This window comes from Kitasatospora sp. NPDC092039 (assembly GCF_044756065.1).
GTDB lineage: Bacteria > Actinomycetota > Actinomycetes > Streptomycetales > Streptomycetaceae > Kitasatospora.
This window is the reverse complement of record NZ_JBIVSD010000007.1, coordinates 244,333-270,470: the sequence shown is the minus strand read 5'-3', so window position 1 is coordinate 270,470 and position 26,138 is coordinate 244,333. Positions and strand designations below refer to the sequence as shown.

At 73.0% G+C, this 26,138-nt stretch carries 23 protein-coding genes and 1 pseudogene; 14 read left to right on the top strand and 10 right to left on the bottom strand.

Annotation, left to right across the window (positions count from 1 at the left end):
• The first annotated feature begins 67 nt into the window (after positions 1-67).
• Positions 68-1,591, top strand: a complete 1,524-nt coding sequence (locus ACIQI7_RS17000) for a glycerol-3-phosphate dehydrogenase/oxidase (protein ID WP_401110499.1) — start codon at positions 68-70, stop codon at positions 1,589-1,591.
• Between the two features lie 59 nt (positions 1,592-1,650).
• Here ACIQI7_RS17000 and ACIQI7_RS16995 read toward each other — a convergent pair whose 3' ends face one another.
• Positions 1,651-1,944 (bottom strand): hypothetical protein, encoded by a 294-nt coding sequence (locus tag ACIQI7_RS16995; RefSeq protein ID WP_387760859.1) that lies wholly within the window; start codon positions 1,942-1,944, stop codon positions 1,651-1,653.
• A gap of 178 nt (positions 1,945-2,122) precedes the next feature.
• On the opposite strand from ACIQI7_RS16995, the gene ACIQI7_RS16990 reads away from it, so the two are divergent.
• Positions 2,123-2,698 (top strand): TerD family protein, encoded by a 576-nt coding sequence (locus ACIQI7_RS16990; protein WP_387760860.1) that lies wholly within the window; start codon positions 2,123-2,125, stop codon positions 2,696-2,698.
• A gap of 76 nt (positions 2,699-2,774) precedes the next feature.
• On the opposite strand, the gene ACIQI7_RS16985 is transcribed toward ACIQI7_RS16990, so the two are convergent.
• Positions 2,775-4,103 (bottom strand): monooxygenase, encoded by a 1,329-nt coding sequence (locus ACIQI7_RS16985; protein WP_401110274.1) that lies wholly within the window; start codon positions 4,101-4,103, stop codon positions 2,775-2,777.
• 215 nt (positions 4,104-4,318) lie between these two features.
• On the opposite strand from ACIQI7_RS16985, the gene ACIQI7_RS16980 reads away from it, so the two are divergent.
• From ACIQI7_RS16980 to ACIQI7_RS16970, 3 genes are all read left to right on the top strand, one after another.
• Positions 4,319-6,361 carry an FAD-dependent oxidoreductase gene (locus tag ACIQI7_RS16980; RefSeq protein WP_401110272.1) on the top strand — a complete coding sequence of 681 codons (2,043 nt, stop codon included), beginning with the start codon at positions 4,319-4,321 and terminating at the stop codon, positions 6,359-6,361.
• A gap of 49 nt (positions 6,362-6,410) precedes the next feature.
• A complete protein-coding gene (locus ACIQI7_RS16975; protein WP_401110269.1) occupies positions 6,411-6,998 on the top strand; it encodes a PadR family transcriptional regulator in 588 nt (195 codons plus the stop codon).
• 123 nt (positions 6,999-7,121) lie between these two features.
• On the top strand, positions 7,122-7,862 hold the full coding sequence (locus ACIQI7_RS16970) for a hypothetical protein (RefSeq protein WP_401110267.1): 741 nt from the start codon (positions 7,122-7,124) through the stop codon (positions 7,860-7,862).
• Between the two features lie 88 nt (positions 7,863-7,950).
• Here the strand turns inward: ACIQI7_RS16970 and ACIQI7_RS16965 are convergent.
• A pseudogene (locus ACIQI7_RS16965) lies at positions 7,951-8,397 on the bottom strand (ricin-type beta-trefoil lectin domain protein).
• On the opposite strand from ACIQI7_RS16965, the gene ACIQI7_RS16960 reads away from it, so the two are divergent.
• Positions 8,354-9,604, top strand: coding sequence for an RHS repeat domain-containing protein (locus tag ACIQI7_RS16960; protein ID WP_401110264.1), 1,251 nt, complete (start codon positions 8,354-8,356; stop codon positions 9,602-9,604). The pseudogene ACIQI7_RS16965 and the gene ACIQI7_RS16960 sit on opposite strands and share 44 nt — an antisense overlap.
• Positions 9,605-10,426: 822 nt before the next feature.
• Here the strand turns inward: ACIQI7_RS16960 and ACIQI7_RS16955 are convergent.
• On the bottom strand, positions 10,427-10,825 hold the full coding sequence (locus ACIQI7_RS16955; protein ID WP_401110261.1) for a YybH family protein: 399 nt from the start codon (positions 10,823-10,825) through the stop codon (positions 10,427-10,429).
• Between the two features lie 36 nt (positions 10,826-10,861).
• On the opposite strand from ACIQI7_RS16955, the gene ACIQI7_RS16950 reads away from it, so the two are divergent.
• The gene (locus tag ACIQI7_RS16950) at positions 10,862-11,233 is read left to right on the top strand and encodes a winged helix-turn-helix transcriptional regulator (protein ID WP_401110259.1); all 372 of its coding nucleotides are present in this window, start codon (positions 10,862-10,864) and stop codon (positions 11,231-11,233) included.
• A 30-nt stretch (positions 11,234-11,263) separates the two neighbouring features.
• On the opposite strand, the gene ACIQI7_RS16945 is transcribed toward ACIQI7_RS16950, so the two are convergent.
• The gene (locus ACIQI7_RS16945; protein WP_401110256.1) at positions 11,264-12,493 is read right to left on the bottom strand and encodes an alpha/beta hydrolase family protein; all 1,230 of its coding nucleotides are present in this window, start codon (positions 12,491-12,493) and stop codon (positions 11,264-11,266) included.
• A gap of 167 nt (positions 12,494-12,660) precedes the next feature.
• Here ACIQI7_RS16945 and ACIQI7_RS16940 point away from each other — a divergent pair, with 167 nt between their 5' ends.
• The 3 genes from ACIQI7_RS16940 (at position 12,661) to ACIQI7_RS16930 (ending at position 14,272) form a co-directional block, all read left to right on the top strand.
• A complete protein-coding gene (locus tag ACIQI7_RS16940; RefSeq protein ID WP_401110253.1) occupies positions 12,661-13,407 on the top strand; it encodes a dienelactone hydrolase family protein in 747 nt (248 codons plus the stop codon).
• A gap of 148 nt (positions 13,408-13,555) precedes the next feature.
• Positions 13,556-13,921: a hypothetical protein gene (locus ACIQI7_RS16935; protein ID WP_401110250.1), complete on the top strand. Its 366-nt coding sequence runs from the start codon at positions 13,556-13,558 to the stop codon at positions 13,919-13,921.
• 84 nt (positions 13,922-14,005) lie between these two features.
• Positions 14,006-14,272: a hypothetical protein gene (locus tag ACIQI7_RS16930; protein ID WP_401110248.1), complete on the top strand. Its 267-nt coding sequence runs from the start codon at positions 14,006-14,008 to the stop codon at positions 14,270-14,272.
• A 162-nt stretch (positions 14,273-14,434) separates the two neighbouring features.
• Here ACIQI7_RS16930 and ACIQI7_RS16925 read toward each other — a convergent pair whose 3' ends face one another.
• Together ACIQI7_RS16925 and ACIQI7_RS16920 are read right to left on the bottom strand one after the other, a co-directional pair.
• Positions 14,435-15,349, bottom strand: a complete 915-nt coding sequence (locus tag ACIQI7_RS16925; RefSeq protein WP_401110246.1) for a methyltransferase domain-containing protein — start codon at positions 15,347-15,349, stop codon at positions 14,435-14,437.
• A gap of 59 nt (positions 15,350-15,408) precedes the next feature.
• Positions 15,409-16,038 carry a hypothetical protein gene (locus tag ACIQI7_RS16920; protein WP_401110244.1) on the bottom strand — a complete coding sequence of 210 codons (630 nt, stop codon included), beginning with the start codon at positions 16,036-16,038 and terminating at the stop codon, positions 15,409-15,411.
• 357 nt (positions 16,039-16,395) lie between these two features.
• On the opposite strand from ACIQI7_RS16920, the gene ACIQI7_RS16915 reads away from it, so the two are divergent.
• Positions 16,396-16,779 (top strand): VOC family protein, encoded by a 384-nt coding sequence (locus ACIQI7_RS16915; protein WP_401110241.1) that lies wholly within the window; start codon positions 16,396-16,398, stop codon positions 16,777-16,779.
• Positions 16,780-16,909: 130 nt separating this feature from the next.
• Here ACIQI7_RS16915 and ACIQI7_RS16910 read toward each other — a convergent pair whose 3' ends face one another.
• Both ACIQI7_RS16910 and ACIQI7_RS16905 read right to left on the bottom strand, forming a co-directional pair.
• Positions 16,910-17,773 (bottom strand): DUF3592 domain-containing protein, encoded by an 864-nt coding sequence (locus tag ACIQI7_RS16910; RefSeq protein WP_401110238.1) that lies wholly within the window; start codon positions 17,771-17,773, stop codon positions 16,910-16,912.
• A gap of 23 nt (positions 17,774-17,796) precedes the next feature.
• A complete protein-coding gene (locus tag ACIQI7_RS16905) occupies positions 17,797-18,888 on the bottom strand; it encodes a hypothetical protein (protein ID WP_401110236.1) in 1,092 nt (363 codons plus the stop codon).
• Positions 18,889-19,282: 394 nt separating this feature from the next.
• Here ACIQI7_RS16905 and ACIQI7_RS16900 point away from each other — a divergent pair, with 394 nt between their 5' ends.
• The 3 genes from ACIQI7_RS16900 to ACIQI7_RS16890 all read left to right on the top strand — a co-directional run bounded on the left by ACIQI7_RS16900 (position 19,283) and on the right by ACIQI7_RS16890 (position 24,332).
• Positions 19,283-21,190, top strand: a complete 1,908-nt coding sequence (locus ACIQI7_RS16900; protein WP_401110234.1) for an FAD/NAD(P)-binding protein — start codon at positions 19,283-19,285, stop codon at positions 21,188-21,190.
• A gap of 54 nt (positions 21,191-21,244) precedes the next feature.
• Positions 21,245-22,429: a putative PEP-binding protein gene (locus tag ACIQI7_RS16895; RefSeq protein ID WP_401110232.1), complete on the top strand. Its 1,185-nt coding sequence runs from the start codon at positions 21,245-21,247 to the stop codon at positions 22,427-22,429.
• Positions 22,430-22,532: 103 nt separating this feature from the next.
• Positions 22,533-24,332, top strand: a complete 1,800-nt coding sequence (locus ACIQI7_RS16890; RefSeq protein WP_401110230.1) for a CocE/NonD family hydrolase — start codon at positions 22,533-22,535, stop codon at positions 24,330-24,332.
• Between the two features lie 150 nt (positions 24,333-24,482).
• Here the strand turns inward: ACIQI7_RS16890 and ACIQI7_RS16885 are convergent, their stop codons facing one another.
• Entirely contained in the window at positions 24,483-26,054 is a 1,572-nt protein-coding gene (locus ACIQI7_RS16885; RefSeq protein ID WP_401110229.1) for an MFS transporter, read from the bottom strand.
• Positions 26,055-26,138 lie beyond the last annotated feature (84 nt).

The window sequence follows — 26,138 nt, the reverse complement described above, 5'->3', positions numbered from 1 at the left end:
CCGGCACCCGGGCCCGTCCGCTGGACCGTACGCAGGAACCGGCCGGCTCGACGCCGTCCGCCGGGAGCTGGAACTCCACGCGCTCGGCGACGACGCCCGGATCGACCTCCTGGTCGTCGGCGGTGGCGTCACCGGCGCCGGAGTGGCCCTGGACGCGGCCTCGCGCGGCCTGCGCACGGTGCTGGTCGAGGCCCGCGACCTCGCCTTCGGCACCAGCCGCTGGAGCTCCAAGCTGGTGCACGGCGGGCTGCGCTACCTCGCCTCCGGGCAGCTCAAGGTGGCCCGGGAGAGCGCCGTCGAGCGCAACGTGCTGATGACCCGCACCGCCCCGCACCTGATCCGGGCGCTGCCCCAACTGGTGCCGCTGATCCCGGGTCTGCTGCGCCCGGGCCAGGCCGCGCTGATCCGCACCGGCTTCCACGCCGGCGACGCGCTGCGCCTGACGGCCGGCACCCCGGGCGCCCTGCTGCCCCGGGTGCGCCGGATCGACGCCGACCGGACCCGCCGGCTGGTGCCGGGCGTACGGACCGACGGGCTGCGCGGCGCGCTGGTCGCCCACGACGGCCAACTCGTGGACGACGCCCGGCTGGTGGTCGCGCTGGCCCGGACCGCCGCGCAGTACGGCGCGAGCGTGCTGACCAGGGTTCGCGCCGAGCGGGTCACCGGCACCTCGGCCCGGCTGGTGGACACCCTGAGCGGGCGGGAACTGGCCGTCCGGGCCGGCGCGGTGGTCAACGCCACCGGCGTCTGGGCGGGCGAGGTGGACACCTCGATCAGGCTCCGGCCCAGCCGGGGCACCCACCTGCTGGTGGACGCGGCGGCCCTCGGCCACCCCACCGCCGCCCTCACCGTGCCGGTGCCCGGCTCCACCAGCCGGTTCGTCTTCGCCCTGCCGCAGCAGCTCGGCCGGGTGGCGATCGGCCTGACCGACGAGGACGCCCCGGGCCCGGTCCCGGACGAGCCGCAGCCCACCGAGGCCGAGCTCGCCTTCCTCCTCGACACCGTTAACGCCGCCCTCGCCACCGCCCTGACCAGGGCGGACGTTCGCGGGGCCTACGCCGGGCTGCGCCCGCTGATCGACACCGGGGACGGCAGCACCGCCGACATCTCGCGCGAGCACGCGGTGCTGGAGAACCCGGACGGGGTGATCACCGTGGTCGGCGGCAAGCTCACCACCTACCGCCGGATGGCCCAGGACGCGGTGGACACCGCCGTCCGGCTGCGCGGCCTGCCCGCCCGCGCCTGCTGGACCGCCCGGCTGCCGCTGATCGGCGCCCCCGGCCACCGCGACAGCCGCCCGTTGCCGACCGGGGCGGGGCCCGCCGGCCCGGTGCCCGCCTCGCTGCTCGCCCGCCACGGCGGTGCGGCCCACGAGGTGCTGGCGGCCGGGGAGTTGGCGCCGATCGCGGAGGGCCTGGACGTGACCCGCGCCGAGGTCGCCCACGCCGTCCGCCACGAGGGCGCGCTGGACGCCGCCGACGTGCTCGACCGCCGCACCAGGATCGGGCTGGTCGCGGAGGACGCCGAGCGGGCCCGGAAGGCGGTCGAGGAGATCGTCGCGGAGTGCCTCGGGGGCGGTTGGGAGGGCTGAGCGCTCCGCGGGAAGGGGCTTTCCGATCTGCGTGAACAAACCCACCCGAACGGATGGTTTCAGCGCGCCGTGCGCTCCGGCATCGGGTGCTCGGCGCCGGACAGCTCCAGCACGCAGGAGAGCGGGTGCTCGGCCCGGCCCGTGCGGTCCAGCCGCACCGCGAGCGGCTTCGGCGGCTCCTCGGCGACCTGGGCGGCGAGGGTCAGCGGGTAGACGCCGTGCCCGTGGACCCGGTGGAAGGCGCACTCCTTGCCGTCGACCAGCAGCTCGGTCTCGGTGATCCAGCCGGACCGCACGTTGACGGTCACCGAGTGCCCGCCCTGATCGAGGTGGAAGCTGTACCGCTGGCGCATCGGGACCTCCGGCGACAGGCCTGCGACGAGGGGAAATCCACTGCCAGTCTAGGGTCCCCGGTCGTCACGGTGCTCGGCATGCGCGGCGCGGCAGGGTGCGCGGCCGGTCGCAGACGGATTCTCGTGATCTCTACAGTGTTGTAGATTCGTCCACAGGGAGAGATCCGAGGAGGGCATTGTGGGAGTTTCGCTGGCCAAGGGCGGGAACGTCTCGCTGAGCAAGGAGGCGCCCGGTCTGAGCGCCGTGATCGTCGGTCTCGGCTGGGACGTGCGTACCACCACCGGGGCCGACTACGACCTGGACGCCAGCGCGCTGCTGTGCAACGCGCTGGGCAAGGTGGTCTCGGACCAGCACTTCGTCTTCTTCAACAACCTCCGCAGCCCCGACGGTTCGGTCGAGCACAGCGGCGACAACCTGACCGGCGGCGGGGACGGGGACGACGAGCAGATCAAGGTCGACCTGGACCGCGTCCCGGTCGACGTGGCCAAGGTGGTCTTCCCGGTGTCGATCTACGACGCCGACGCCCGGCTGCAGAGCTTCGGCCAGGTGCGCAACGCGTTCATCCGGATCGTCAACCAGGCCAACGGCGTGGAGATCGCGCGCTACGACCTCACCGAGGACGCCTCGACCGAGACCGCGATGGTCTTCGGCGAGCTGTACCGCAACGGCAACGAGTGGAAGTTCCGCGCCATCGGCCAGGGTTACGCCTCCGGTCTGCGCGGCATCGCGACCGACTACGGCGTCAACGTCTGACCCCGTCCAGCCGGTGGCGGTCGACACCCGCTGCCGCCGCGTGAATTGACGGGATTTCGGCGGTCACGCCGTCCGCTCAGCCGGTCCGGCCGAGCGCGTGGCCGCCGAAACCCCCGCTGCCGGTGAGCTGTTGCCGCCACCAGGCGGTCATGGCCGGCTCGTCCATCCCCGACCAGTCCGGCGCCGCGGTGACCTGGGCCCGCCCGAGGGTGCGGCCCAGTTCCACCAACTCCCGACCGGTCGCGGTGCGTTCGCGGTCGTAAGCGGCCAGCAGGCCGGGCCAGGAGCCGGCGTCCCGTCCCGCCAGCTCGAAGGCGTGGGCATCCTGCATCGCCTTCACCGCGCCGCTGGTGTTGTGCGGGCGCACCACGGTGGCCGCGTCTCCGCCGATCAGCAGCCGGCCGGCCGTGCGGCGCGGGGCCGCCAGGTCGTAGATCGGCTGCAGGAAGGTCCGTTCGCGCGGGGTGAGCGTGACCAGCCCGGCCCAGTACGGCGGCAGGTGCCGTTCGGCGAGCTGCCGCAGCTCGTCCAGCCGCGCGTCGGTGAGGCTGCCCGCCGGGATGCTGGTCGGGCCGTCCAGCCGCAGCCAGTCGGGGGTGGGGGCGTAGAAGACCCAGTTCACCTGGGTGCGGCCGGGCTCGACCCCGGGGATGCGGTAGATCACCGTCTGGCCGCCGGGGTAGCAGGCGGTGATGCAGTGCTCCTCCGGCCAGGGCGCGGCGCCGCCGGGCAGTTCGGCCAGCAGGGCGGCGTCGTAGCTGCCGCGCCAGCACACGTACCCGGCGTACTCGGGCTCGGCCTGCGGGCAGACGGCGGCGCGCACCACCGAGCGGTAGCCGTCGGCGCCGATCACCAGGTCGTACTCCTCGCGGCCGCTCCCCGCTTCGACCCAGGCGCCGTGAGACCCGTCGCCGCCGTTCGATCCGCCACCGCCGCCCGGCCCGTCGTCTCCGTCCCGTCCATTGCCGATGCCCGGCCCGCTGCCTCCGCCCGGCCCGTTGCCGACGGCCGTCACCGTGGCGCCCAGCCGGAACTCGACCCGCTCGGGCGTCCGTTCGCGCAGCGCCTGCCAGAGCACGCCCCAGTGGTGGGAGTGGAACGGGAAGGGCTGGGCCCAGAGCAGCCGCCCGCAGCCGTCCGGCCCGTCGCCCTCGCCGGCCGCGCCCCGGGTGACCCAGCGGCGGACGGTGAGGCGGTGGCGCCGGGTGCCCGCGTCCAGGTGCCCGGCCCGGACCAGTTCGTCGAAGCGGTCGTCGTGGGTGCACAGCCCCACGCCGCGGTCCTCCAGGTGGCCGGGGCTGCGTTCCAGCACCACCACCCGTTCCGCGCCGAGCCGGGCGGCGGCGCCGGCGAAGGCGCTCCCGGCGATGCTGCCCCCGACCACGGCCACCGAGCCACCCCGCACGGTCGCTCCTCTCCCGAGCCCACGTCCTGCGCGTTGCCCCCCGCGCGGTCCGGGACACGACGATACGCCGCCGGCCGCGCCCCGGCGCCGGGTTCGAGCCATCCGGCGGGCGCTCCCGGCGACCCTGGCCAGCCTTATGCAACTAGTTGCATAAGGCGGCGCCGGTCCCCTACCCTGCGGTAACAACCACCCCGCCCGCGCCCCAGGAGACGTCGATGAGCGCCCACCCCGGCAGCAGCCGCTACCCGCACCTGCTCAGCCCGCTCGACCTCGGCTTCACCACCCTGCCCAACCGCGTGATCATGGGCTCCATGCACGTCGGCCTGGAGGAGGCCCCCGGCGGCTACGAGCGGATGGCCGCCTTCTACGCCGAGCGGGCCCGGGGCGGCGTCGGCCTGATCGTCACCGGCGGCATCGCCCCCAACGAGGCCGGGCGCCCCTGGGAGGGCGGCGCGATGCTGACCACCGAGGAGGAGGCCGACAAGCACCGCGTGGTCACCGACGCGGTGCACGCCGCCGGCGGCCGGATCGCCCTGCAGATCCTGCACTTCGGCCGCTACGCCTACCACCGCGACCTGGTCGCCCCCAGCGCGGTCCAGGCCCCGATCAGCCCCTTCACGCCCAACGAGCTCACCGCCGAGCAGGTCGAGCAGACCGTCGAGGACTTCGCCCGCTGCGCCGAACTCGCCCGCCGCGCCGGGTACGACGGCGTCGAGATCATGGGCTCCGAGGGCTACCTCGTCAACGAGTTCATCGTCGCCGCGACCAACCGGCGCGAGGACGAGTGGGGCGGAACGTACGAGCGGCGGATGCGCTTCCCGGTGGAGATCGTCCGCCGGGTCCGCGAGCGGGTCGGCGAGGACTTCATCATCGTCTACCGCCTCTCCATGCTCGATCTGGTACCCGGCGGCTCCACCCTGGACGAGGTCGTCCAGCTCGCCCAGGCCGTCGAGGCCGCCGGGGCGACCATCATCAACAGCGGCATCGGCTGGCACGAGGCCCGCATCCCCACCATCGCCACCTCGGTGCCGCGCGGCGCCTTCGCCTGGGTGACGAAGAAGGTGATGGGCACGGTCGGCATCCCGCTGGTCACCACCAACCGCATCAACACCCCCGAGATCGCCGAGAGCCTGCTCGCCGACGGCAGCGCCGACCTGGTCTCGATGGCCCGCCCGCTGCTCGCCGACGCCGACTTCGTCGCCAAGGCCCGGGACGGCCGCGCCGAGGCCATCAACACCTGCATCGGCTGCAACCAGGCCTGCCTCGACCACACCTTCAACCTCCAGATCACCTCCTGCCTGGTCAACCCGCGCGCCTGCCACGAGACCGAACTCGTCCTCGGCCCCACCCGGTCGCGCAAGCGGATCGGCGTCGTCGGGGCGGGCCCGGCCGGCCTCGCCTTCGCCGTCTCCGCCGCCGAACGCGGCCACGACGTCACCCTCTACGACGCCGCCGAGACGATCGGCGGGCAGCTGAACATCGCCCGGCGCATCCCCGGCAAGGAGGAGTTCGACGAGACGCTGCGCTACTTCCGTACCCGGCTCGCGGAGTTGGCCGTCACCCAGCGGCTCGGCGAGACCGTCACCGCCGAGCAGCTGGCCGAGCAGGGCCACGACGAGATCGTCCTCGCCACCGGCGTCACCCCGCGAACCCCCGCCGACATCCCGGGAATCGACCACCCCAGCGTGCTCGGCTACCTCGACGTGCTGCGCGACGGCGCGCCGGTCGGCGAGCGGGTCGCGATCCTCGGCGCCGGCGGCATCGGCTTCGACGTGGCCGAGTTCCTCACCGACCAGGGCGACGCGGCGAGCCTCAACCCGCCCGTGTTCCAGGCCAAGTGGGGCATCGACCCGGAGTACCGCGAGCGCGGCGGCCTGTGCGCCCCGGAGCGGCCGAAGCCCCCGCGCAGCGTCCACCTGCTCCAGCGCAAGACCGGCAAGGTCGGCGCCGGCCTGGGCAAGACCACCGGCTGGATCCACCGCACCGAGCTCAAGCACCGCGGCGTGGTGATGGTCCCCGGCGTCACCTACGACCTGATCGACGACGCCGGCCTGCACCTCACCGTGGACGGCGAGCGCCAACTGCTGCCCGTGGACACCGTCGTGCTCTGCACCGGCCAGGAACCGCGCCGCGACCTGTACGAGGCGCTGCGCGGGCGCGGCCTGTCCGTGCACCTGATCGGCGGCGCCGACGTGGCCGCCGAACTGGACGCCAAGCGCGCCATCAAGCAGGGCACCGAACTGGCCGCGTCCCTCTGACCTGGCCGTCTCGCGCTGACCCGCCCGTGGGCCCCGTACGATCGACGGCATGTCGCTGCCGCACGCCATCCTCACCGCCCTGCTGGAGAAGCCGTCCTCGGGGCTGGAGCTGACCAGGCGGTTCGACAAGTCGATCGGCTTCTTCTGGCCCGCCACCCACCAGCAGATCTACCGCGAACTCGGCCGGCTGGAGGCCTCCGGACAGATCCGGGCCCTCCAGCCGGACGGGCCGGTGCGCGGGCAGAGGAAGGAGTACGAGGTCCTGCCGGAGGGCCGCGCCGAACTGGCCCGCTGGACCGCTGAGGGCGCCGACCCGCGCGCCGTCCGGGAGCCGCTGCTGCTGCGGCTGCGGGCGGCCGCGGTGGTCGGCACGGACGGGCTGGCGGCCGAGCTGGAACGCCATCTGGCCCTGCACCGGGAGCAGTTGGCCGACTACCGGGAGATCGAGCGGCGCGACTTCCCGGCCGAGCGGGCGGACACCGGGAACCGGCTCCAGCACGCGGTGCTGCGGGCCGGCATCGGTCTGGAGACCTTCTGGGTGCAGTGGCTCACCGAGACCCTCGACACCCTGGAGCCCCTCGACGCCGCGACGTCCCTCGACGCCCCGCCGCCCAGCGGCCCGGCGAACCCGTCCTGAGCCGGTCCTGAGCCGGTCATGACCTGGCCCTGACCTGCGGATATCCCCGCCCGCGCGCCCCGTCCGGACCCCGGTGGGACACTGGTTGCCTGTCCCTGCCCGAACCCTCGACCGGGGGCCCGCATGTCTCGTCCCAGGCCCATCCACGCCCTCGCCGCCGCGGCCGCCGCCGTGGCGGTCGCCCTGGGCCCGGCGGCCCTGCCGGTGACGGCCGCACCCGCCCAGGACACCCAGGAACTGCCCACCGCCGACCAGCTGAAGTCGGCCCTGCTGACCGCCGCCGACCTCGGCCCCGGCTACACCGAGCTGCCGGTGACGCAGAGCCCCGGCCCCGGCGAGAGCCCGGCCCCGGTGACCGGCTGCGCCGCGCTGAGCGCACTGATCAACATGCGCGCCACCCAGACCGGCAAGGACCTCCCGTACGCCGCCGTCGAACTCGACGGCCCGGACGGCAACCCGATGGTCACCCAGACCCTCGCGGCCGAGGCACCCGACCGGCTCACCGCCGACTTCAACACCGTCGCCGACGCCCTGCGGACCTGCCACAACATCACCTTCAACGCCGGCACCGAGGACAGCGTGACCTTCACCGTCACCCCGGTCACCCTCGGCGACCGCAAGGACGCCCCCGCCGTCCACCTCGACGGCAGCCTGGCCGGCGTCCAACTCAACGCCTACGTCGGCATCGAGCGCTTCGGCACGGTCGCCATGGCCTTCGGCTACTTCGAACGCCAGGGCACCTCCGAACAGGCCGCCTCCATGCAGTACCGCACCGCCGTCGCCAAGGTCGAACGGACCCTCGGCACCCACGCCGGCAGCACCATCGCCCCCACCCCCGCCACCCCGGCAGGCCAGCCCGTCTGACGCCCCTGAACACCTCCGCGGCCCCTCGCCGGACGCACGAGGCGCTCGGCGAGGGGCCGCGGTGTTTCACCGTCCCCGGATGCGGGGGTTATACGCCCTGGAGCGTCTGGTTGTCGAAGATCCAGTGCTGATTCGCCTGGTCGGCGCACTGCCAGACCTTCAACGCGGTGCCGTTCTGGGTGTTCACCGCGGGAAGGTCCAGGCACTTGTTCGACGCCGGGTTGTAGAGCGAACCGTCATAGCGGCGGATTCACGTCTGGGCGCCGGAGTTGTCACACACCTGTGAGACGACCGGGGTTCCGTCGACGACCGTGGCGTCCTTGGTGCCCAGGCAGAGCCCGGTCGGTACGGTCTTGAGCTGGTTCTGTCGGGTGGTCGTGTAGTGCTGCTTGTCACCGTTCCAGCAGTCGTAGACCACCACCGGAGATCCCGCGGTGCTGCCCCAGTTGTCCAGGCACTTGCGCGAGTCGACCGCGCTCCGGATGTGGACGATGGACTGGGAGGTCGCGACGATGTTCGCCTGGGGGCGCCGCAACCCGGGCAAGGTCACGGTCAACCTCGGCGGCGGGGACGAACTCGTCTACGACATCGGGAGCAAGTCCAGCACCGGTACCCGCTACTACACGATGCCCGGCGGCATCACCCTGGTCCGTCAGGGTCCGACCAAGCTCACCTACCAGTTCACCGACCACCACAACACCGGCACGCTGTCCATCGACTCGGCCAGCACCACCGAGACCCGCCGCTGGACCGACCCGTTCGGTGCCGTGCGCGGCTCCGGCGCGGCCAACTCCTGGGCCGGCGACAAGGGCTTCGTTGGTGGTCTGAAGGACGACACCACCGGCTTCACCAACCTCGGCGCCCGCCAGTACCAGCCGAGCACGGGCCGCTTCCTCAGCCCGGACCCGCTGATCCTCCCCGAGGACCCACAGCAGTGGAACGCGTACGCATACAGCAACAACAACCCGGTGGACAAGACCGACCCGACTGGTATGGCGCTGGAGGAGTGCGCGAGCGGCATGGCCAGTTGCTCCAACATGGGCACCAAGGTCGAGGGCGTCGGGGAGAACTACCAAAAGATCGTCGAGCAGATCAAGGCCGAGGAACCCGTCCGCCAGAAGGGGTACCAGAAGTTCCTGCAACACCAGGACGCGCAGAAGCTGATAAAGCAGGCACGCAGGAACTATGGCTTGGAGCAGCTGAAGAAGTACAACGCCAGGACCTCCTACCCGTTCGTCTGGGACAAGGACGGGACACATCCGAAGGCGAAGAAAGGTGACGACATTGCGGCTCCTGCCGAGATGGATCTCTGCTACAGCCGGATATGGGAGTGCGGCCAGGCGTTCCTCTTCAAGATGACGGCGGATGAGCTTAAGCACAAGGAATATCCCGCTGTTCCGAAGAACCGGGATACTGATGAGTCGAACGCCTTTCATCATGCGGTGTGGCAAGGGATGCTTGCATACCATTTCGGAACTGATGCCGCGTGGCAGTGGGCTGATGCCCATGAGGCATACCATTCCAAGGATGAGCAGGAGGATCACATCGCTGACCTGGTGAACAATGTGAAGGGTCGAGCGATTGGCGAAGCTGCCCGCCAGAAGTTCGGTCCACCGGAACTGGTGAGTTGGGACATCGGGCCATCGCCCGCCATGACCTACATTGTCGACATGGCTAGGGCGTACCTGGCCGATGGGAACTATGCTCGGCGAAGTGACTTTGAGGACTGGGAGAAGGGCTGAATCGACGAGTTCGGCAGCTGGGACGCGGCGGGTGGGCCAGCAGTGGTCTCGCCGTGTCTTCCGGGGATCTTTGATGGAGGGGCGTGTGAGAGGCCGGCGGATTGTCCTCTGGAGTGTGCTGGGCGGCCTGCTTGGCGTGTTTGGGGCTGGTTGGGTCGTGTGGCTGATGCTCCGGCCTTCCTGGCCTGATGCACCCGATCCGATCGGCCGGTGGGCAGGTGGGGCGGCCATCCTCGAGCTACTTCCGGACGGAGGTCTCGGGGCGGCTCAAGTCCCCGCATACGTATGCAAGAGCTCGGATTCGGCACGGACGGTAGAGATCCAAGGGCGCTGGAAGAGGTCCTTTCTTGATGATGTGGGCCCCGGGTTCTTCGTAGAGGCGACCAGGAAGGGCGATGGGGGAACCTGCAGGTTCTGGTTGACGGCCGAGGAGAACGGCAAGGATCTCTGGCTTCTGAAGGATCCGGGTTTCCTTATGACTAAGTCCTGAGTGGTCTCCGTAGCGTCGTCACCCGTCAAGAGCCGTCCGGTCGACAGTATCCGGGGATGATGAGATCGGGTTGAGTTGGCCTCCAGGAGCGCCCCATCCGTTCGTCGGTGGGGCGCTCCCGGTGTTCGCCCATGGAGAATGGAAGGGCCTCTGGTTGCCGGGGCCCGGGATCCGCGGTGACGAACCTCTGAACAGCGTGAGGGAGAGGGGTGGGTCGAGTAGCGAACCTTCTCGCGAGCGCCCTCCAATTACGAGGGCCAGGAGCGGCTGCAGCTGACCGGGGTGTCTGCCGCTGACGAGCCGTTCGTGCGGCAGTAGTCGGGTGGTCCGGCTCAGGGCCGGGCCGTGCCGAAGGGGTTGTCGATCACGTAGCGCCAGTGGCCGGTGGGGTCGCGGCGGGCGACGTCGGTGGCGGTGCCGGTGAGGTGGATGTGGGTGCCGTCGGGGGTGGTGCCGGTGATCTGCCAGTCGACGATGAGGAGGGCGAGGTCGCCGGCCACGTAGGTGTGCCGGGGGTGGACGGTGATGGGCAGGCCGAGGGCGAGGAAGTCGGCGTTGGCGCGGTGGAGTTCGGGGCCGGTGGTGGTGGTGCCGGGGGTGGGGACGAAGACGGCGCCGGGTTCGTAGACCTGGGCGAGCAGGGCAGGGTCGCCGGAGTTGAAGGCGGCGGCGAAGACGGCCGGGTGTTGTGCCGGGTCGGTGGTGAGGGGGAGGGTGGCGGGGTGAGTCATGGGAGCAGTGAAGACCGGCATGGTGTGGGTCACCAAATGGGAACCGGCGGCCGGCTCTGGGACGAGGAGCTGGTGCCGGACGGGCGCGGCCGTACGGTGCGGCCCGAGGCGCACTGCCCGGTGGAGGTGGCGCTCGCGGCGGTGGCCGGCCGCTGGACGACGCTGGTGCTGCGGGAGTTGATGCACGGCCCCGCCTCGTACGGGGAGCTGCGCGCGCGGTTGCCGGAGATCAGTTCGAAGGTGCTGGCGGAGCGCCTGCAGGCGTTGGGGGAGCGGGAGTTGGTGGTGCGGGAATGGCTGCGGGGATTTCCGGTGCGGACCTCGTACCGGCTGACGCCGGCGGGTGAGGCGCTGCGGCCGCTGCTGGTGGAGCTGTACCGGACGGGGGTCGCCCCCGCCGGGGGTTGACGGGCGGGGGCGAGGGCGAGTCGGCGGGGCTCAGGGGTGGTAGACGACCTCGGGGAAGGCCTTCGACGGCCCGTCGAGCAGATCGCCGCAGTGCCGGCCGCGCAGGTGGAGGTCGAAGAAGGCGCGCGGGTACGTCTGTTGGATGAGGACGCCGCGAGCGGGGTCGAGGGTGCCGACCTGGGACTGGACCTGCTGCTCGGTCATGCCGAGCAGCCTGCCCGCCTGCGGGATCAGCGTCATGTTGTCGCCGTAGGAGGGGTGCTTGGCACCGGTGGCCTGGACGTCGAGGCGCCAGCCGCGCAGGTGGGACCAGAAGGTCTCGGCGTACGGGTTGGTGGCGCGGGCGAAGTCGGCGGTCATCAGCATGAACGGCCGGTCGATGTCGGTGCTGATCGCGGGGTTGGAGGCCATCGGGCCGTCGAGGGAGAGCCCGGCGCGGATGCGCCGGTCGGCGACCATGGCGAGGGCGGTGGCGGTGCCGCCCTTGGACCAGCCGAAGGCGCCGATGTTGCGTGCGTCGAGGCCACCGAGCAGACCGGTCGGCAGGGTGCGGCCGGCGACGTCGGGGTTGCGCCCGTTGGCGAGGTCGACGACGCGGTCGAGCAGGAAGAGCAGGTCGGCGGCGTAGTCCCGCGGGTACAGCCCGGGGGCGACGCCGTCCCGGGTGACGACGGTGCCGTCCGGGAACTCGGTGACCCCGTCGTGGGTGTGGTCGACGGTGACGACGGCGAAACCGTGGCTGGCCAACTCCTGGACGGTGACGGTGTGGTCGGCGCGATGGCTGCCCGCGCCGTGGGAGTAGAGCACCACGGGAAGCGGTCGGCCGGTCCGGTGGACGGGGGCGCCCTGGTGGCCCGAGGTGAGCGGGGCCAGCGCGAGGGGGATCGGGAAGCCGACGTCGTCGAGGAAGGCCTTCAGGGCGCCTTCGGTCATCCAGGGGGCGAGCGGGTACGCGCCGGCGTCGGCGGTGCGGGCCGGGTACCAGACGGTGGCCATCAGCTCGCGGAACCGGCCGGGCCTGGCGTTCGGGTCCAGGCGGGACTCGTCGCGCAGGTGCAGCGGCACCATGCCCACCGGGTACGGGCCGGTGGGCGCGGGCAGGGTGAGGCGCCCGGCATCGACGGCAGGGGAAGCGGGAACGGGCGCGGCCGAGGCGGTGCGGGTGAGGCCCAGTGGCGCGACGGCCCCCAGCGCGAGGGCGGCGCCCAGCAGGCGGCGGCGGGTCGGTCCGGTGGGGGATGCGACAGGCGTGGTGTCCATGCGTGGAACGCTGTCACGCGTGCCGGGTGGGCGTCATCGGCCCGTCGATTGATCCTCCGTCGCCGCGCATCGGCCCACGGGTTTACACCCCCGGGTTGATGCGGACCGCCCCCGGGTGGCCGGAGCCACTCCGCGTCTGGTCTACGATGCGCCGCGACACTTTTCGGATGACTACGGGGGATCTGATGACGAGTCAGTGGCAGGAACTCGGCGCGCCGGGCGGGATCGAGGCGTACGTGCACCGGCCGGAGGGCGAGGTGCGCGGCGCGGTGGTGGTCTGCTCGGAGCTCTACGGGGTCAACGACTACCTCCGGGGCGTGTGCGCCGAGTTGGCGGGCCTCGGCTACGTGGCGGTGGCCCCGGACTTCTACTGGCGCAGCGCCCGGCGCACGGAACTCGGCTACGCCGCCGAGGAACGCGAGGCGGGCCTGGTGCTGATGCGCGCCCTGGACCGTGACGAGCTGGTCGCCGACGCCGCCGAGGCGCTCGCCGCCGCCCGGGGCCTGGCCGAGGGGCGCGGGGTGGCGTTCGTCGGGACGAGCATGGGCGGGCACATCGCCGTACGGGCGGCCACCGAGCTGCGCTTCGAGCTGGCCGCGGTGTTCTACCCGGGTTGGCTGCTGAACTCGGGCTTCCCGTTGGTCGGTCCGGTGCCGCCGCTGGAGACGGCTGAGCGGATCGCCGCGAACGGCGTGTACCTGCTGGGCTTCTGCGGCGGGCTGGACCACATCCTCCCGCTGGAGGAGTGGCAGGAGGCCGAGCGGCGGCTGACGGCGGCCGGGGTCGAGCACGAGTTGGTCACCTACCCGGGCGCCCGGCACGGCTTCGCGGCCGACCGTCCGGCGGACCACGACGCCGCCGCGACGGCCGACGCCTGGCAGCGGGTCCACGAGGCGCTCGCCGAGCGGCTGTAGCCGGGGGACGGCGACCGGAGGACAGCCGGACGACGGCCGGACCGCCGCGCTCCGCCGCCGGGAACCGGACGGGGCCCCGCTGCGTGTGCACCTCGGAAACGCGGTCACGCGTCACGGATCGCAGGTCGGACGAGGGGGACGGGCACGGATGGCGGCATCGGCGGAGGACAACAGATCGTACGGCTGCCTGTGGTGCCTGGCGGGGCCGGTGCTCGCGGCGGTGGGCACCTTGCTGGCGACGGCCCTGGCCTCCCGGAGGTGGGACGCCTGTCCGTTCGGGATGGACGCGCCGACCCGGGCGTCGATGGCGCTGACCATGCCGATCGCCTGGGTCGGCATGACCGTGTTGCTGGGGCTCCTGCAGACCGTGCTGGCGGTGGTGCTGCCGGAGGGCGTCGAGCCGGAGGTCAAGTGGGTGGTGCTGGTCGTGGCGGCCGTGGTGCTGTTCATCCTGCTCGGCGTCGCCCTGGGCTCACCGGACGCCGAACCGGGCGGCCCCTGCTACCAGGAGTAGCGGCCGGACCCCCGGCTTCCCCGCCGAGCCTCGGCGGGTGAAGATCGAAATGCGCGGACGGCCGCGGCCCTCCACGGTGGGACCGTGGCTGCGATCGTCGTCCTCTTCGAAATGGCCCCGGACCAGGCCCTCGGCCCCGAGGGTGTCGGCCCGGGCGTGGTCGGGGTGCACGCCGCCGGCCAGGACCCGGACGTCCCGGAGGACCCGCAGCCGCGCACCCTCTGCGGGCTGGACACCGCTCCGATGGAGCACGCCCACTACCGCCCCGCCCGGCCGGGCGAACCGTGGTACCCGCCCGAGCTGGAGCAGGAACGCTGCCGGCTCTGCGAGGCGGCGCTGCACCGGCTCTGAACGCCCCGCGGCGCCCCGCGGTCCCGCCGCCGTGTCCGTACCGCCCGGCGGTCGCCGTCCGTGATCGTGCGGGCCGCCGCCCCGGAGGTGACGACCGGCGGTGCGGCGTCGGCAGGCGGGTAGGCGGACAGGCAGCCAGGGATGCGGGCGGGCGGGCGGGGCTCAGCGGTGCCGGTGGGCGACGGTGGCGAACATCGTCACCGACAGGTGGAACGCCCCGGCCCCGGCGGCCGCGTCGAGATCGGCGTACAGCCGGTCGCGCTGCTCCTCGGTGATCAGACCCCGCTCGACGGCCGCCGCGCCGAGCCCGCGGACGAGCGGCCCGCCGGTGGCGTGGGAGTCGTGCAGCAGGACGTCGGCGCCGAGCCGGTCGACGGTCAGCCCCGCCTCGACCAGCCATCCCGCGAGGCTGCGCCCGGCGTCGGGTCGGGCGGCGGCGTCCCGGACGACGGTGGCCAGCGCGGACTGGACCTCCGGCTCGGCCGGGTGGATCAGGAAGGTGGACCAGTCGGTGTCCAGCAGCGCGACCCGACCGCCCGGGCGCAGCACCCGGGCCATTTCGGCGACGGCCCGCGCCGGATCGGTGAGGTGCTGGAGGACGCGCTCGCACCAGACCGCGTCGAACTCGCTGTCCGGCAGCGGCAGTGCGAGTGCGTCGCCGTCCACGAACCTGGCCGGGCTGCCGGCCTCGGCGGCACGCCGCTCGGCGACGGCCCGCAGCCCGGGGTTGGGCTCGACACCGATCGCACTACCGATCGCGCTACCGATCGCGCCGCCCGTTCCGCTGCCCGTCGCGTCGCCCGTTCCGCCGTCCGTCGTGCCGCCCGTCCCGCCGTGCTTCGCGCCGCCCCCCGGGGTGACCGCCGCCGCGAGCACCTGGGTCTCCGACCCGGTGCCCGCGCCGACGTCCAGCGCGCGCTCGCCGGGGCGTACGGCGAGTTCGGCGTGCGCCCAGGTGCGCAGCCGCCGTACGCCGGGGTTGGCGGCCTGGGCGTCCAGCGCGGCGATCAGCCGGTCGGTGACCGCCGGGTCGGCGTTGGCGCGGTGGAAGGCCGAGGTGGGGCGCGGGTCGGTCATGGCGTTACCCTAGACGGAGCTGACGGCCCGCCGGGTCGTGCCCCACCGGGCCCTCGGGATCAGTACAGCCTGTTCACGGCGGCCCGGACGGTCTCCTTGAACGCGAGCACGTCGGGCTGGGTCCAGTTGCTCTCCCACTCGACCAGGGCGACGGTGTTGCCGTCCCGGCCCACGCCGTAGAGGACGTCGACGTGGCCGCTCCACGTGGTGACGTACTTCAGGTGGATGCCGCCGACGGTCGCGCCCTCCTCGACGTCGACCGTGCCGTGGTCCTGGCCGGTCACCACGTCGCCCGGGTACTGGGCCTGCTGCCGGCCCGCGCAGCCGGCGTAGTACTGCCGGGCGGAGTCGGCGAGGGCGATCGCCTCGGCCTCGGTCGGCAGCACGTAGACCCGCTCGTAGGCGGAGGCGGTCTCGGAGGTGAGGAAGTCCGCGCTCCAGATGTTCTCCTCGGGGACGCTCGGGCGGTTCCAGTCGGCGAGACAGCGGGTGTCGAAGCTCCCGCCGGGCTGGTCCGACGCGCCGCCCTGCCAGGTGAGGTCGTCCGGCGGCAGGTCCGCGACGGTGAGCATGCCGGGGCGGGCGCTCTGGGCCTGCGCCGGGGTCGCGGCCTGGGCGGTCGCCGCGGCGACCAGCAGGGCGGCGGCCACCGCGCGCACTCCGGTCCGGGCCCTGAACCTGGTCCTCATCCGTCCACCTCCGGGTGTCGTCAGCTGCGCCCAGGATCGGCGACGGCGGCGACCCGTGCGGGGCGGACACGAACGGAGGCCGGAACACCGCTCCTGGGACGGCGGATCCGGCCGAAACCGCGCGGTGGACCGGGACGCGCAGTGGGAACGGAGTGCGAAGGAGTGGGAAGTCGGCCCGGCCGACTTCCCACTCCTCGGGGTCGGTCACAGCGACGGCGCCGGCCGCACGCCGACCGAGCCGCCGGTCACGCGGTACCGTCGCGGATCAGCGTGGCAGCAGGCCCGTGAGGACCGGGTCCGTCGGGAGCCGGGCCGACCCGGTGGCGCGCGGCGCGGAGATCGGGAAGACTCGCCCGCATGGTCTCGGTGTTGCAGAACGTGGCGATCGACTGTGCGGATGCCTATGAACTGGCCCGGTTCTGGAGCAGGGTGACCGGTCGACCGTTGGATCCCGACTGCCGGCCGGGGGACCACGAGACCCAGGTGCTGCTGGCGGACGGCCCGGTGCTGTACTTCAACCAGGTGCCCGAGGCGAAGACGGTCAAGAACCGGATCCACCTGTGCCTGCGCCCCGAGACCTCGCGCGACCAGGAGGTGGACCGGCTGCTGGGCCTCGGTGCCGCCTTCGTCGGCGACCACCGGAACCCCGACGGTTCGGGGTGGGCCGTCCTCGCCGACCCGGAGGGCAACGAGTTCTGCGTGCTGCGCAGCGATTCCGATCGGGCCGCTACGAACCCCTGAGGCCCGGGCGGCGCCCTGGCCGGGAAACCGGGGCAACCCGGTGGCCGCCGCGGCACGGTGCGGGGCGGACCGGGACGATCCCGGACCCGCTGCCGGACCCGCAGACACGCCCTAGCAGGCGCCGGCGGCGTTACCGGAGCAGGACCACGCCCGCGACCGTCGCCGCCGCCATGACGACGAGCGCCGTGACCGCGAAGCCGACGTTCCCCGCCACGGATCGGCGGGTGGCCGCGAGATCCGGTGTGAAGTCGGCCGGATCCCCCGGCGCGTAGTGGACCGTGAGGTCCTGGCCGTGCACGACGGCGCGGTCGGGCAGGGCCGACGGGTAGTAGGCGGTGACGGCCGTTCCGTCCTGGGTGGTGAAGGCGATGACGGGTGTCCGGCTGGTCCGGACGTCGCCGTCCGCGTCGGTCGCGACGGTCCTGAGGACGGCGACGACGCGGCCCGGCACGGACACCATGGCGGCCAGTGCGTCGAGCCGGCTTCTCGTCGTCCGCCTCTCCCCGGGCAGGTGGATCGCGGTCAGGACGGTGAGGGGCCCGCAGACCGCGACCAGGGACCACGGCCAGCCCCAGTCGATCGAGGCGACGACCACCAGCCCGACGTAGATCAGGAACACCGCCGAGTTCGGCCAGGCGAGCCCCCGGCTCCGCTCCCGGGGGTCGTTGACGAACCGGAAGGCGTGCGGGATCCCCGGCGGGTAGTGGACTCCGATCTCCCGGCCCACCCAGGCCGTGGTGATCCGGTCGCCGCAGTCGCCGTCGTTGGTGACGGTGAACTCCTCGCCGGTGGAGGGGTCCTGGAAGCGGACGACGACCGCTATCCCGTCCCTGTCGGAGCTCCCGTTCCGGGGCTCCCGGACCCGTTCGATCCGGCCCGTCGCGCGGACCGTCCGCTGCGCCCGGGTCACGCCGGCCAGCGACCGGCCGTACCCGACCAGCGCCACGAGGCCGAACACCCCGCACCACAGCGCCAGAACTCCGTGCCAGTCCATGCGTGACCCGCTCCTGTCCGTGATCAGTGCGACGAGGTGCGCCGTCGCACCCGGCCCTGGCCGTCGGCCTCCAGTACGGCGCTTCCCTCGGCCCCGGTCGCGCTGACCACGATGGTGACGGCGCCGGTGAGGCGGTGGACGACGATGCTCCAGTCCTGCGGGGCTCGGGCGCCCAGGGTGTTCCTCGCCTCCTCCACCAGGGCGGGGAGCCGCTCGTAGGGCAGTTCCAGCGGATCGAACTCCCGGGCCTTCGTATCGGCCGAGGAGAACACCACCGACAGCGTGCGATCCGTGACGGTGAGGCCGGTCACCGGGTGTGAGTCCCCCTGCCGGGTCAGCGAGTCGACGGCGAGGCGCAGTGCGCCGTCGTCGAGGAAGGACTGCCCGGCGCCGAGCACGACGGTGCCGGAGCCCGCCGACACCACGGTGGACGACCACGTCGAGGAGACCGTCGGCGTCGCGGACGGGGGCGGCTGGGCGGTGGCCTTCCGCTCGAACAGGTCCGCCCGGAACAGGAGGACGACGGCCGCCGCGCCGAGCAGCAGGCCGAGCAGCCCGAGGAAGCCGACGGCACGGACCTCGGGCGGCTCGCTCACCCTGGCCGCGTCGGGCACGGCGTCGAGCCGCGCGCCGGCCGCCCGTTCCTCCCACTCCGGAGTCGGCCGCTTCACGATCCTCACCAGCCACGGCCGGTCCGGCGGATACCGGACCACCAGGACGTCGCCCGGCCGGTGGTCGGGGAGGTCGACGACGTTGACGTCCTGGGTGAACTCCACCCGGAACGCGGGCCCTTCGTCGGGCACGACGGTGAGGTCGAAGCGCACCGGCACGTCGGTCAGCTTCGTCTCGGCGGCGGTCAGGCTCTCGACCGTCGCGAGCGCGGTGCGCGGGACGACAGCGGCCTCCCGGGCCTGCCGCGGCCGGTCGGCGAGGAGCAGCAACAGGCCGTAGGCGATCGGAACGCCCAGGCCCCCGACGAGCAGCGGCACCTTCTCGACCACGACGCCGACGACCATCGCGGCGAGCGAGCCGCCGATCACGCCCCCGGTCAGGAAGCCGCGGGCGAGGGCGACCGGGGTGTTGCGTCCAGGCGGCGCGCCGGTGGTCGTCGTCATACCGGTGATTGTGCCGGGTGGGGCCGACGGCCGACAGGTCCTGCGCCAACAAGCTTGCGCCGTAACCGCCGTAACCGTGGCGCCCGCCGCACTCCCCGCACTCCCCGCACTCGCCGTGGCCGCCGCACCCGAGGCATCCTCCTCACCCGCCGCAAGCATTCCTGACCGGTCGTCATGACGTGGTGGATCGCCTGTTCTAGGATCCTGGGGCCGGTGAAGGTTCCCTTCCCCGTGAGCTCCGGGAGCGCGGCCGGGGCGGAAGGGGCGGGGCGGCCGATCGCCGTAGTTCGGACAGCGCTTCGCTCCTTCCGGGCGGCACGACGCCGGCAGAACCCGTGTCCGGTGTCCGGGGCGGCGGGGCCGGATTCCCATCCTTCGAGGGGGAGGCTTCACCATGAGTCGAACGGGTACGTGTCCAAGAGTCCTGATAGTCGGGGCGGGCCTGGCCGGGACGGCCACGGCCATCCGGCTGCTCTGCTTCGCGCGCGGGCCGCTGGAGATCGTCCTGCTGGAACGGCGTCCCGACTACCGGTGCGCCGGGGTCGCCTACCACCGGGACGGCAACCCCTGGGACCACGTGTTCAACATCCAGGCGGGCCGGATGTCGGTGTTCCGCGAGGACGTGCTCGACTTCGTCCGTTGGGCCAACCACGAGGCGGACCGCGGCGGTTGGCCGGAGCCCTGGGTCGGCCTCCGGTTCGTCGAGCAGGGGCCGGCGCCCCGACGGATCTTCCAGGACTACCTGGTCGACCGGCTGGCCGAGGCGCGGCGTGAGGCCCGCCCGGGTGTCGTGCTCGTCGAGGCGGACGGCGAAGCGGTCGACCTCGAAGTCCGCTCCGGCCGCGTCGACGTGACGGTGGAACGGTTCGCCGTGGAAGGCGGTCCGAGCCGGGCGGCCACCGTGCTCTGCGCCGACCACGTCGTCCTCGCGACCGGTCTCGAACTCCGGGAGCCGGCCTTCGCCTCCGAGGTCCGCACCCATGCGTCCTTCGTGCGCAACCCCTACTCCGCGGCCGGAATCCGGAAGCTCGCGGACCTCCGTTCCGAGGCGACGGTCGCGATCGTCGGCTCGGTGCTGAGCGCCTACGACTCGGCGGGCCTCCTGCTGCGCCGGGGCCACACCGGACGGATCCACCTGATCTCCAGGACCGGCACCCTGTTCCGGACGTACCCCGGCGGCCACGAGCACGGGGTGGTGCGCCTGCCCTGCCCGAAGTCGTTGCTGGAGCCCTACCGGAACCGTGAGGAGTTCCTCGCCCGGGTGCGGGCCGAGTGGGACACGGCGTGCGCGACGGTCGTCCGGGAGCATCCCGACATCGCCCCGGCGGTGGTCGCCGAGCGGGTGGTCAAGGCGTGGGAGCCGCACCTGCCGGAGGCCGTCGAGCGCATTCCTTCGGCGGAACTGCGGAGCCTGCTGGACGAGTTCGGAACCGCGCTGGCCGCGCTGCGGGTCGGGGTGCTGGAGTACACGATGGCGGTCATCGAGCGCGCCATGCACCCGGTGGACGGGCCGGTGAGGCTGGTCGTCGGCAAGGTGGAGGGGGTCCGGCCGGCGGAGTCGGGCCGGCTGGCGGTGTCGGTCGCGTCCCCGGAGCGGACGCACGCCATCGAGGCGGACCTGGTGGTGTCCAACTTCGGCCGGGAGTCGGACTACGGCAGGGTCGACCAGCCGCTCTGGCGGAACGTCCTGCGGCGCGGGCTCGCGGTGCCCCACGAGCGCACCGGGCGCGGCCTGGAGGTCGACGCGCGGGGGGCGCTGCTGGGCGCCGACGGGGAGCCAGGCCCGATCTCCGCGGTCGGCGTGCTGAGGGAGGGCGACGAGATGGTGCGCAACGGCCGGACCGGTGCGTTCACCTTCAATCTCGCCGCCATCAAGAACCACTCGATCGCGGTCGCCGCCCACGTGGTGGAACGGCTGGAACTGGACCCGGAACCGGACGCCGGCATTTCCCTGCGGAACACGGCCGAAGGCGTGGCCGAATTCCTCACCCGGCGCCACGGAGGTGACGGCAATCTGGAGGAAGCGGCGTCGGGAGGATTCGAGGACGCTGTGGTTATGGAGGCGAGGAGATTGGCCTCACGCGGTCGAATCGAGCGGGAGAGGCTCGATTCCCAACTGGAGACCCGCATCCGGTCCATGGGCGGACGTCCGGCCCACGCGGCGGATGCCGCCCGGCACGACCGCCTGATGAGGGTGGTCGTCAACCGGGCCGCGGTCGAACGGCTCACCGATGTTTCCGTGACGCCACGACAACTGCGCCGACAGCTGGGACTGGCGACCGCCGAAGAACAGGAGGATTAGTTGAACGGGCGACGGATTCAGGGATCCCTGCTGACCGGTGGTACACAGAGCGAAGTGCGAGGTGCCTGCAATCGCACGAGACGTCCACTGGAGGGGTCCGTCCTCGTCGCCCCCTCCCTCGACGCGGGCCTGTACGAGGCGATCGTGGTGGCCCGCGCGGTCGTCTGCGGTGCGGGTGGGCTGACCGGCCACATGCAGTCGCTCTGCCGCGGCCGGGGGATACCCGTGCTCCGCGTCGACCAGGAGGACCTCGACCTCCTGGTCGGCGAGGTGGTGGTGGACCTCGAGAGCGAGTCGATCGTGCTCGGGGCCGGGGTTGACCGGAGCGCCGGGCCCGGGTGCCCCTCGCTGGACGACCTCGGCTCGGCGTGCGCGGTCATCGCGGACCTGCGGGACATCCGCACGATCAACTCCTGCGGCCCGGAGGCGGAGCGGGTCGAGTGCTTCTTCATCCGGGAGGAGTTCCTCTGCCTGGCGGCGGCGCTGAGCCCGCTGGACTCGCTGGCCGGCGGCCCGGCCGAGGCGGTGGCCTACGGACGGGCCCTCGCGGACCGGCTGTGCGGCTTCGTCGAGGCGCTGCTGCCCGGCCAGCGGCTGGTCCTGAGGATGCTCGACCTCCGCTCCGACCACGCCGCCAGCGTCACCGAGCAGGCCCCGGTCGCGGTCGAGCCCAACCCCGAGCTGGGCCTGCACGGCGCCCGCTGGCTGCTGGGGTCGGCCGCCTACCGGGACGCGCTGCACGCCATGCTGGGCTCGCTGCGCGAGCGGCTCGGCGACGCCGCCGGCCGGGTGCACCTGTCCGTCCCGTTCCTCAACGACGCGGAGGAGTTCGCCCAGCTCAGGAAGCACCTCGAACTGCCGCCCGAGGTGCCGCTGTCCGCGTTCATCGAGACGCCCGCGGCGGTGCACGCCACGGCGGAGATCTGCGCGGCCGGCGCCGGCGAACTGTTCGTCGGGGTGAAGGACCTGGTGCAGTTCTACCTCGCCGCGGACCGCGGCAACCACCTGGTGGCGGAGTCCTACCAGACCCGGCACCCGGCCGTCCTGGACGGGCTGCGCAGGGTGGTGGAGTCCGCGCGCGCCACGGGCACCCCGGTGCGGGTGTTCGCGCTGGGTTCGGACCTCGCCCACTACCTCACCCACGTGCCCACCCCGGACGGCTACATGATGTGCACCGCCGAGCTCCGGGAACGGCTCCTCGACGGGCGCGAGGATCCTTCCGCCGTCGTCAGGAGCTGACCGCAGAGTCCACTCGTTCCAGTGAACCTGATGACGAGTCAGTTTGCTTCCGCCCGCCGTGACCAGGATGCGGTCAGTATCCGTTGCGGAAAGGGTGGTTCGCATGACCAGCATCAGTGGAGAGCCGATCCCGTCGATCACGGAGGCCACGCTCACCGACATCGCCACCAACGGCATCTGGGGCGACGGACTCACCCCCAGTTCGTCCGCGGTGGGCGTGGCCGAGGCGCTGCTCGCCGCGCTCCGGGGTGAGGCCGGCGTGCAACTGCCGCAGCCGCTGGCGGAGCTGGTGGGGGAGGTGCGGGAGAAGGCCGCGACCGAGCTCACCGGCATCGACGGCGCGGAGGGCGCCCGGCTGTCGGGGCTCGCCATCAGGCTCCGCGACGGCGCGCCGCATCCGGTCGTGATCGTGCCCGCCGGCTGGAACCCGTTCGGCTGGCTGCCCTTCCTGCACCTGTACCTCAAGCTGGCGCAGAAGGGGTACCACGTCCTCGCCTACACCCCGCGCGGCATCGGCAAGAAGGGCTGGCTGTCCACCTCCGGGGGCTTCATCGACGTCGGCGGGGAGAAGGACTGGGCCGACGGCTCGAAGGTGATCGACTTCGCGGAGCGGTACTTCGAGCCCAGCCGGATCGGTTTCCTCGGCGAGTCCTACGGCTCCGGGATCAGCCAGCTGGTCGCCGCCCACGACCCGCAGGACAGGGTCGACGCGGTCGTCGCCCTGAGCACCTGGGGCAACCTGGCCACCAGCCTCTACGCCAACGGCACCCGGCACCTGGCGGCCGTCAGGGCGCTGATCGGCTTCACCGGCGGTGAGGCGGAGGACGGGTCCGACAAGTTCGACCCGGAGACCCTGAAGATCCTCCAGGACTTCGAGGCCGGCGAGAACCTGGACAAGGTGGTGGAGTGGGGCACCAGGCGCTCCCCGCAGACCCATGTGGAGCTGACCAACGAACGAGGCATCCCGACCTTCGTCTCCAACACCTGGCACGAGACGCTCTTCCCGGTCGGCCCGGTGATCGAGACCTTCGAGCGGCTCACCGTGCCGAAGCACCTCAACCTGTGGATCGGCGACCACGGCGCCCCCGAGGGCCCCGGCCTGGTCGGCCTGCCGCTCGGCTGGCCGTTCCCGGGGCTGGCGGAGCCGATCCAGGAGGCCTATGCCTGGCTGGACCACCACCTGCTCGGCGTCGACAACGAGGTGCCGAGCTGGCCGCAGGTGGTCAACCAGTCCATGTTCACCTACGAGACCACCGGCACCGGCATCGGCGGCAACCGGATCACCGTTCCGGCGCACCGCGAGCCGTACGGGTCGTGGAGCGAGGTCACCACCGGCGGGGAGGCCTGGCACCTGACCGGCGAAGGCACGCTGACGGACAAGCCGACCGCCGGGTGGTCGCAGGACTTCGTCGCCGGCAACCCGACCGAGGCCAACGCGGGTGAGCTGCTCAAGACCGGGGAGAAGGAGTGGTTCGGCAACCCCAAGCGCTACGTCCCGGAGCAGTTCGAGCCGTCGCGGCTGCTGTCCTGGTCGACGGAGGAGCTGACGGCGCAGGGCGGTGACGCGGCCCGCCGGATCCGGGGCGCCGCGGAGGTCCGGCTGACGGTGCGCAGCACCGAGGAGGCGGCGACCCTGGTGGCCTACCTGTTCGACATCGATCCGGACGGCACCGCGCGGATCATCACCCACGAGCCGTATACCGCGACCGGTCTGAGCCCGGACACGGACACCACCGTCAGCTGGAAGCTCCAGGCCGCCTCCTACGACGTGCGGACCGGCCACCGGCTGGCCCTGGTCGTCAACAGCCGTGACGACCTGTACTCCTACGCCGCGGAGAAGGGCACCGTCACCATCGGCTCGGTCGGCGGCAACGAGTCCCGGCTGGAGCTGCCGCTCGGCTGATCCGGAACCGGGCCGCGACGGCGGCCCGCCGCGCCGACGGCGGGCCGTCCGTCCGCTCCGCCACGCCGGGCGACGGGCCGCCCGACGGCCCCGCCTCCGGCGACGACGCGCCCACCGCCATGGCCATCCGGCCCCCGGCGACGGGCCGGATCAGCCGCGGGGCGCGTCCGGACGCCGCCCACCGCCGCGCAGCAGCGCCGCGATCACGACGCCCAGCACCGCGCCGACGGCCGCCAGGCCCCACAGCACGGAGTGGAACGCGGAGTCGTAGGAGTGTGCGAGGAAGTCCGTGAAGGCCCGGCGGTCGGTGGCGCCGGACAGCTCGGCGGCGCCCGCGAGGTCCCCGCCGGCCGCCCGGTCGGCGACCTCGCCGGCCCGGGCGGCACCCGGGTGCGCGCCGATGCCGTCGGCGATCCGGGTGCCCAGCACGGTGGCCAGCGCGGAGCCGTAGACCGCGACGGCGACGGCCTCGCTGCCCAGCCGCAGGGTGTTGAGGAAGCCGGCCGCCATGCCCGCCTTGGCCGGATCGACCAGCTCCAGCGCCTGACCGTCGACCAGTCCGGCGGACAGGCCCATCCCGGCGCCGGTGACCAGCATCGGGACGGCGAGCAGCAGGACGGTGACGGAGGGGGAGAGCAGGGTGAGGGCGAGGTCGCCGGCCACCAGGCAGGCCAGGCTGAGGAGGATCAGCGTGAGTGCGGGCACGCCGCGCGAGACCAGCCCGGCGGCGAGCAGCGGCAGGACCAGCACCGGCGCGGTGAGCAGCAGCATCAGCAGCCCGGCGGCGCCGGTGCCGCGGCCGGTGACGGCGGTGAGGTAGCTCGGCAGGTAGGTGAGCAGGGTGACGAAGCCGAAGGAGGCGGCCACCGGCACCAGGCAGAGGCCGAGGAAGCGGCGGTCGCGCAGCAGGCCGAGGTCCAGCAGCGGGTGGGCGCTGCGCCGCTCGACGACGGCGAACACGGCCAGCACGAGGGCCGCGCCGAGGAACAGGCCGCGTACGCCCGCGCTGCCCCAACCCCACTGGGAGCCCTGCACGATGGCGGTGGTGAGCAGCACCATGGCGAGCACGGACAGGGCGCTGCCGGGAACGTCGATCCGTCCGCCGCGGGTGTCGGCGGGCACCGCGCGGGAGATCGCGGGCAGCGCGAGCAGGACCACGGCCAGGGCGACGGCGTGCAGGGCGAACACCCACCGCCAGCCGACGCCCTGCACCAGCACGCCGGCCAGGGAGGGGCCGATCGCGACGCCGACCCCGGCGGTGGTGCCGAACAGCGCGAAGGCCCTGGCGCGGGCCGGGCCGGCGAAGACGGTGGAGAGGATCGCCGCGCCGCAGGAGAAGACCGCGGCGCCGCCGATGCCGGCGAGGGCGCGGGCGGCGTCCAGCCAGCGGACGTCGGTGGCGACGGCGCCGGCCAGTGAGCCGAGGGCGTAGAGGGCGACGCCGGCGGCGAAGGCCCGGACCCGGCCGATCACGTCGGCGACCGAGCCCCAGACCAGGGTGAAGCAGGCGAAGGCCACGTTGAAGGCGTTGACCACCCACTGGAGCGGGGCCAGGTCGGCGCGGGTGCCGGCGCCGATCCGGGGGAGGGCGACCGCGGTGCCGGAGATGGACATGGGGACGACGAAGACCGCGAGGAGGACGGCGGCCAGCGTCAGGGTGCGGCCGGGGTGCGGGACCTCCGCGGCGGAGGGTGCGGCGGAGGGCGGGCTCTGGGTGCGCAAGACGGCGTGACTCCAGGCTTGAACCGGCCGTCGGTCCGGACGGCCAGGTACGGATTTGGTCGAACCTCACGGTGTCATGCGGTC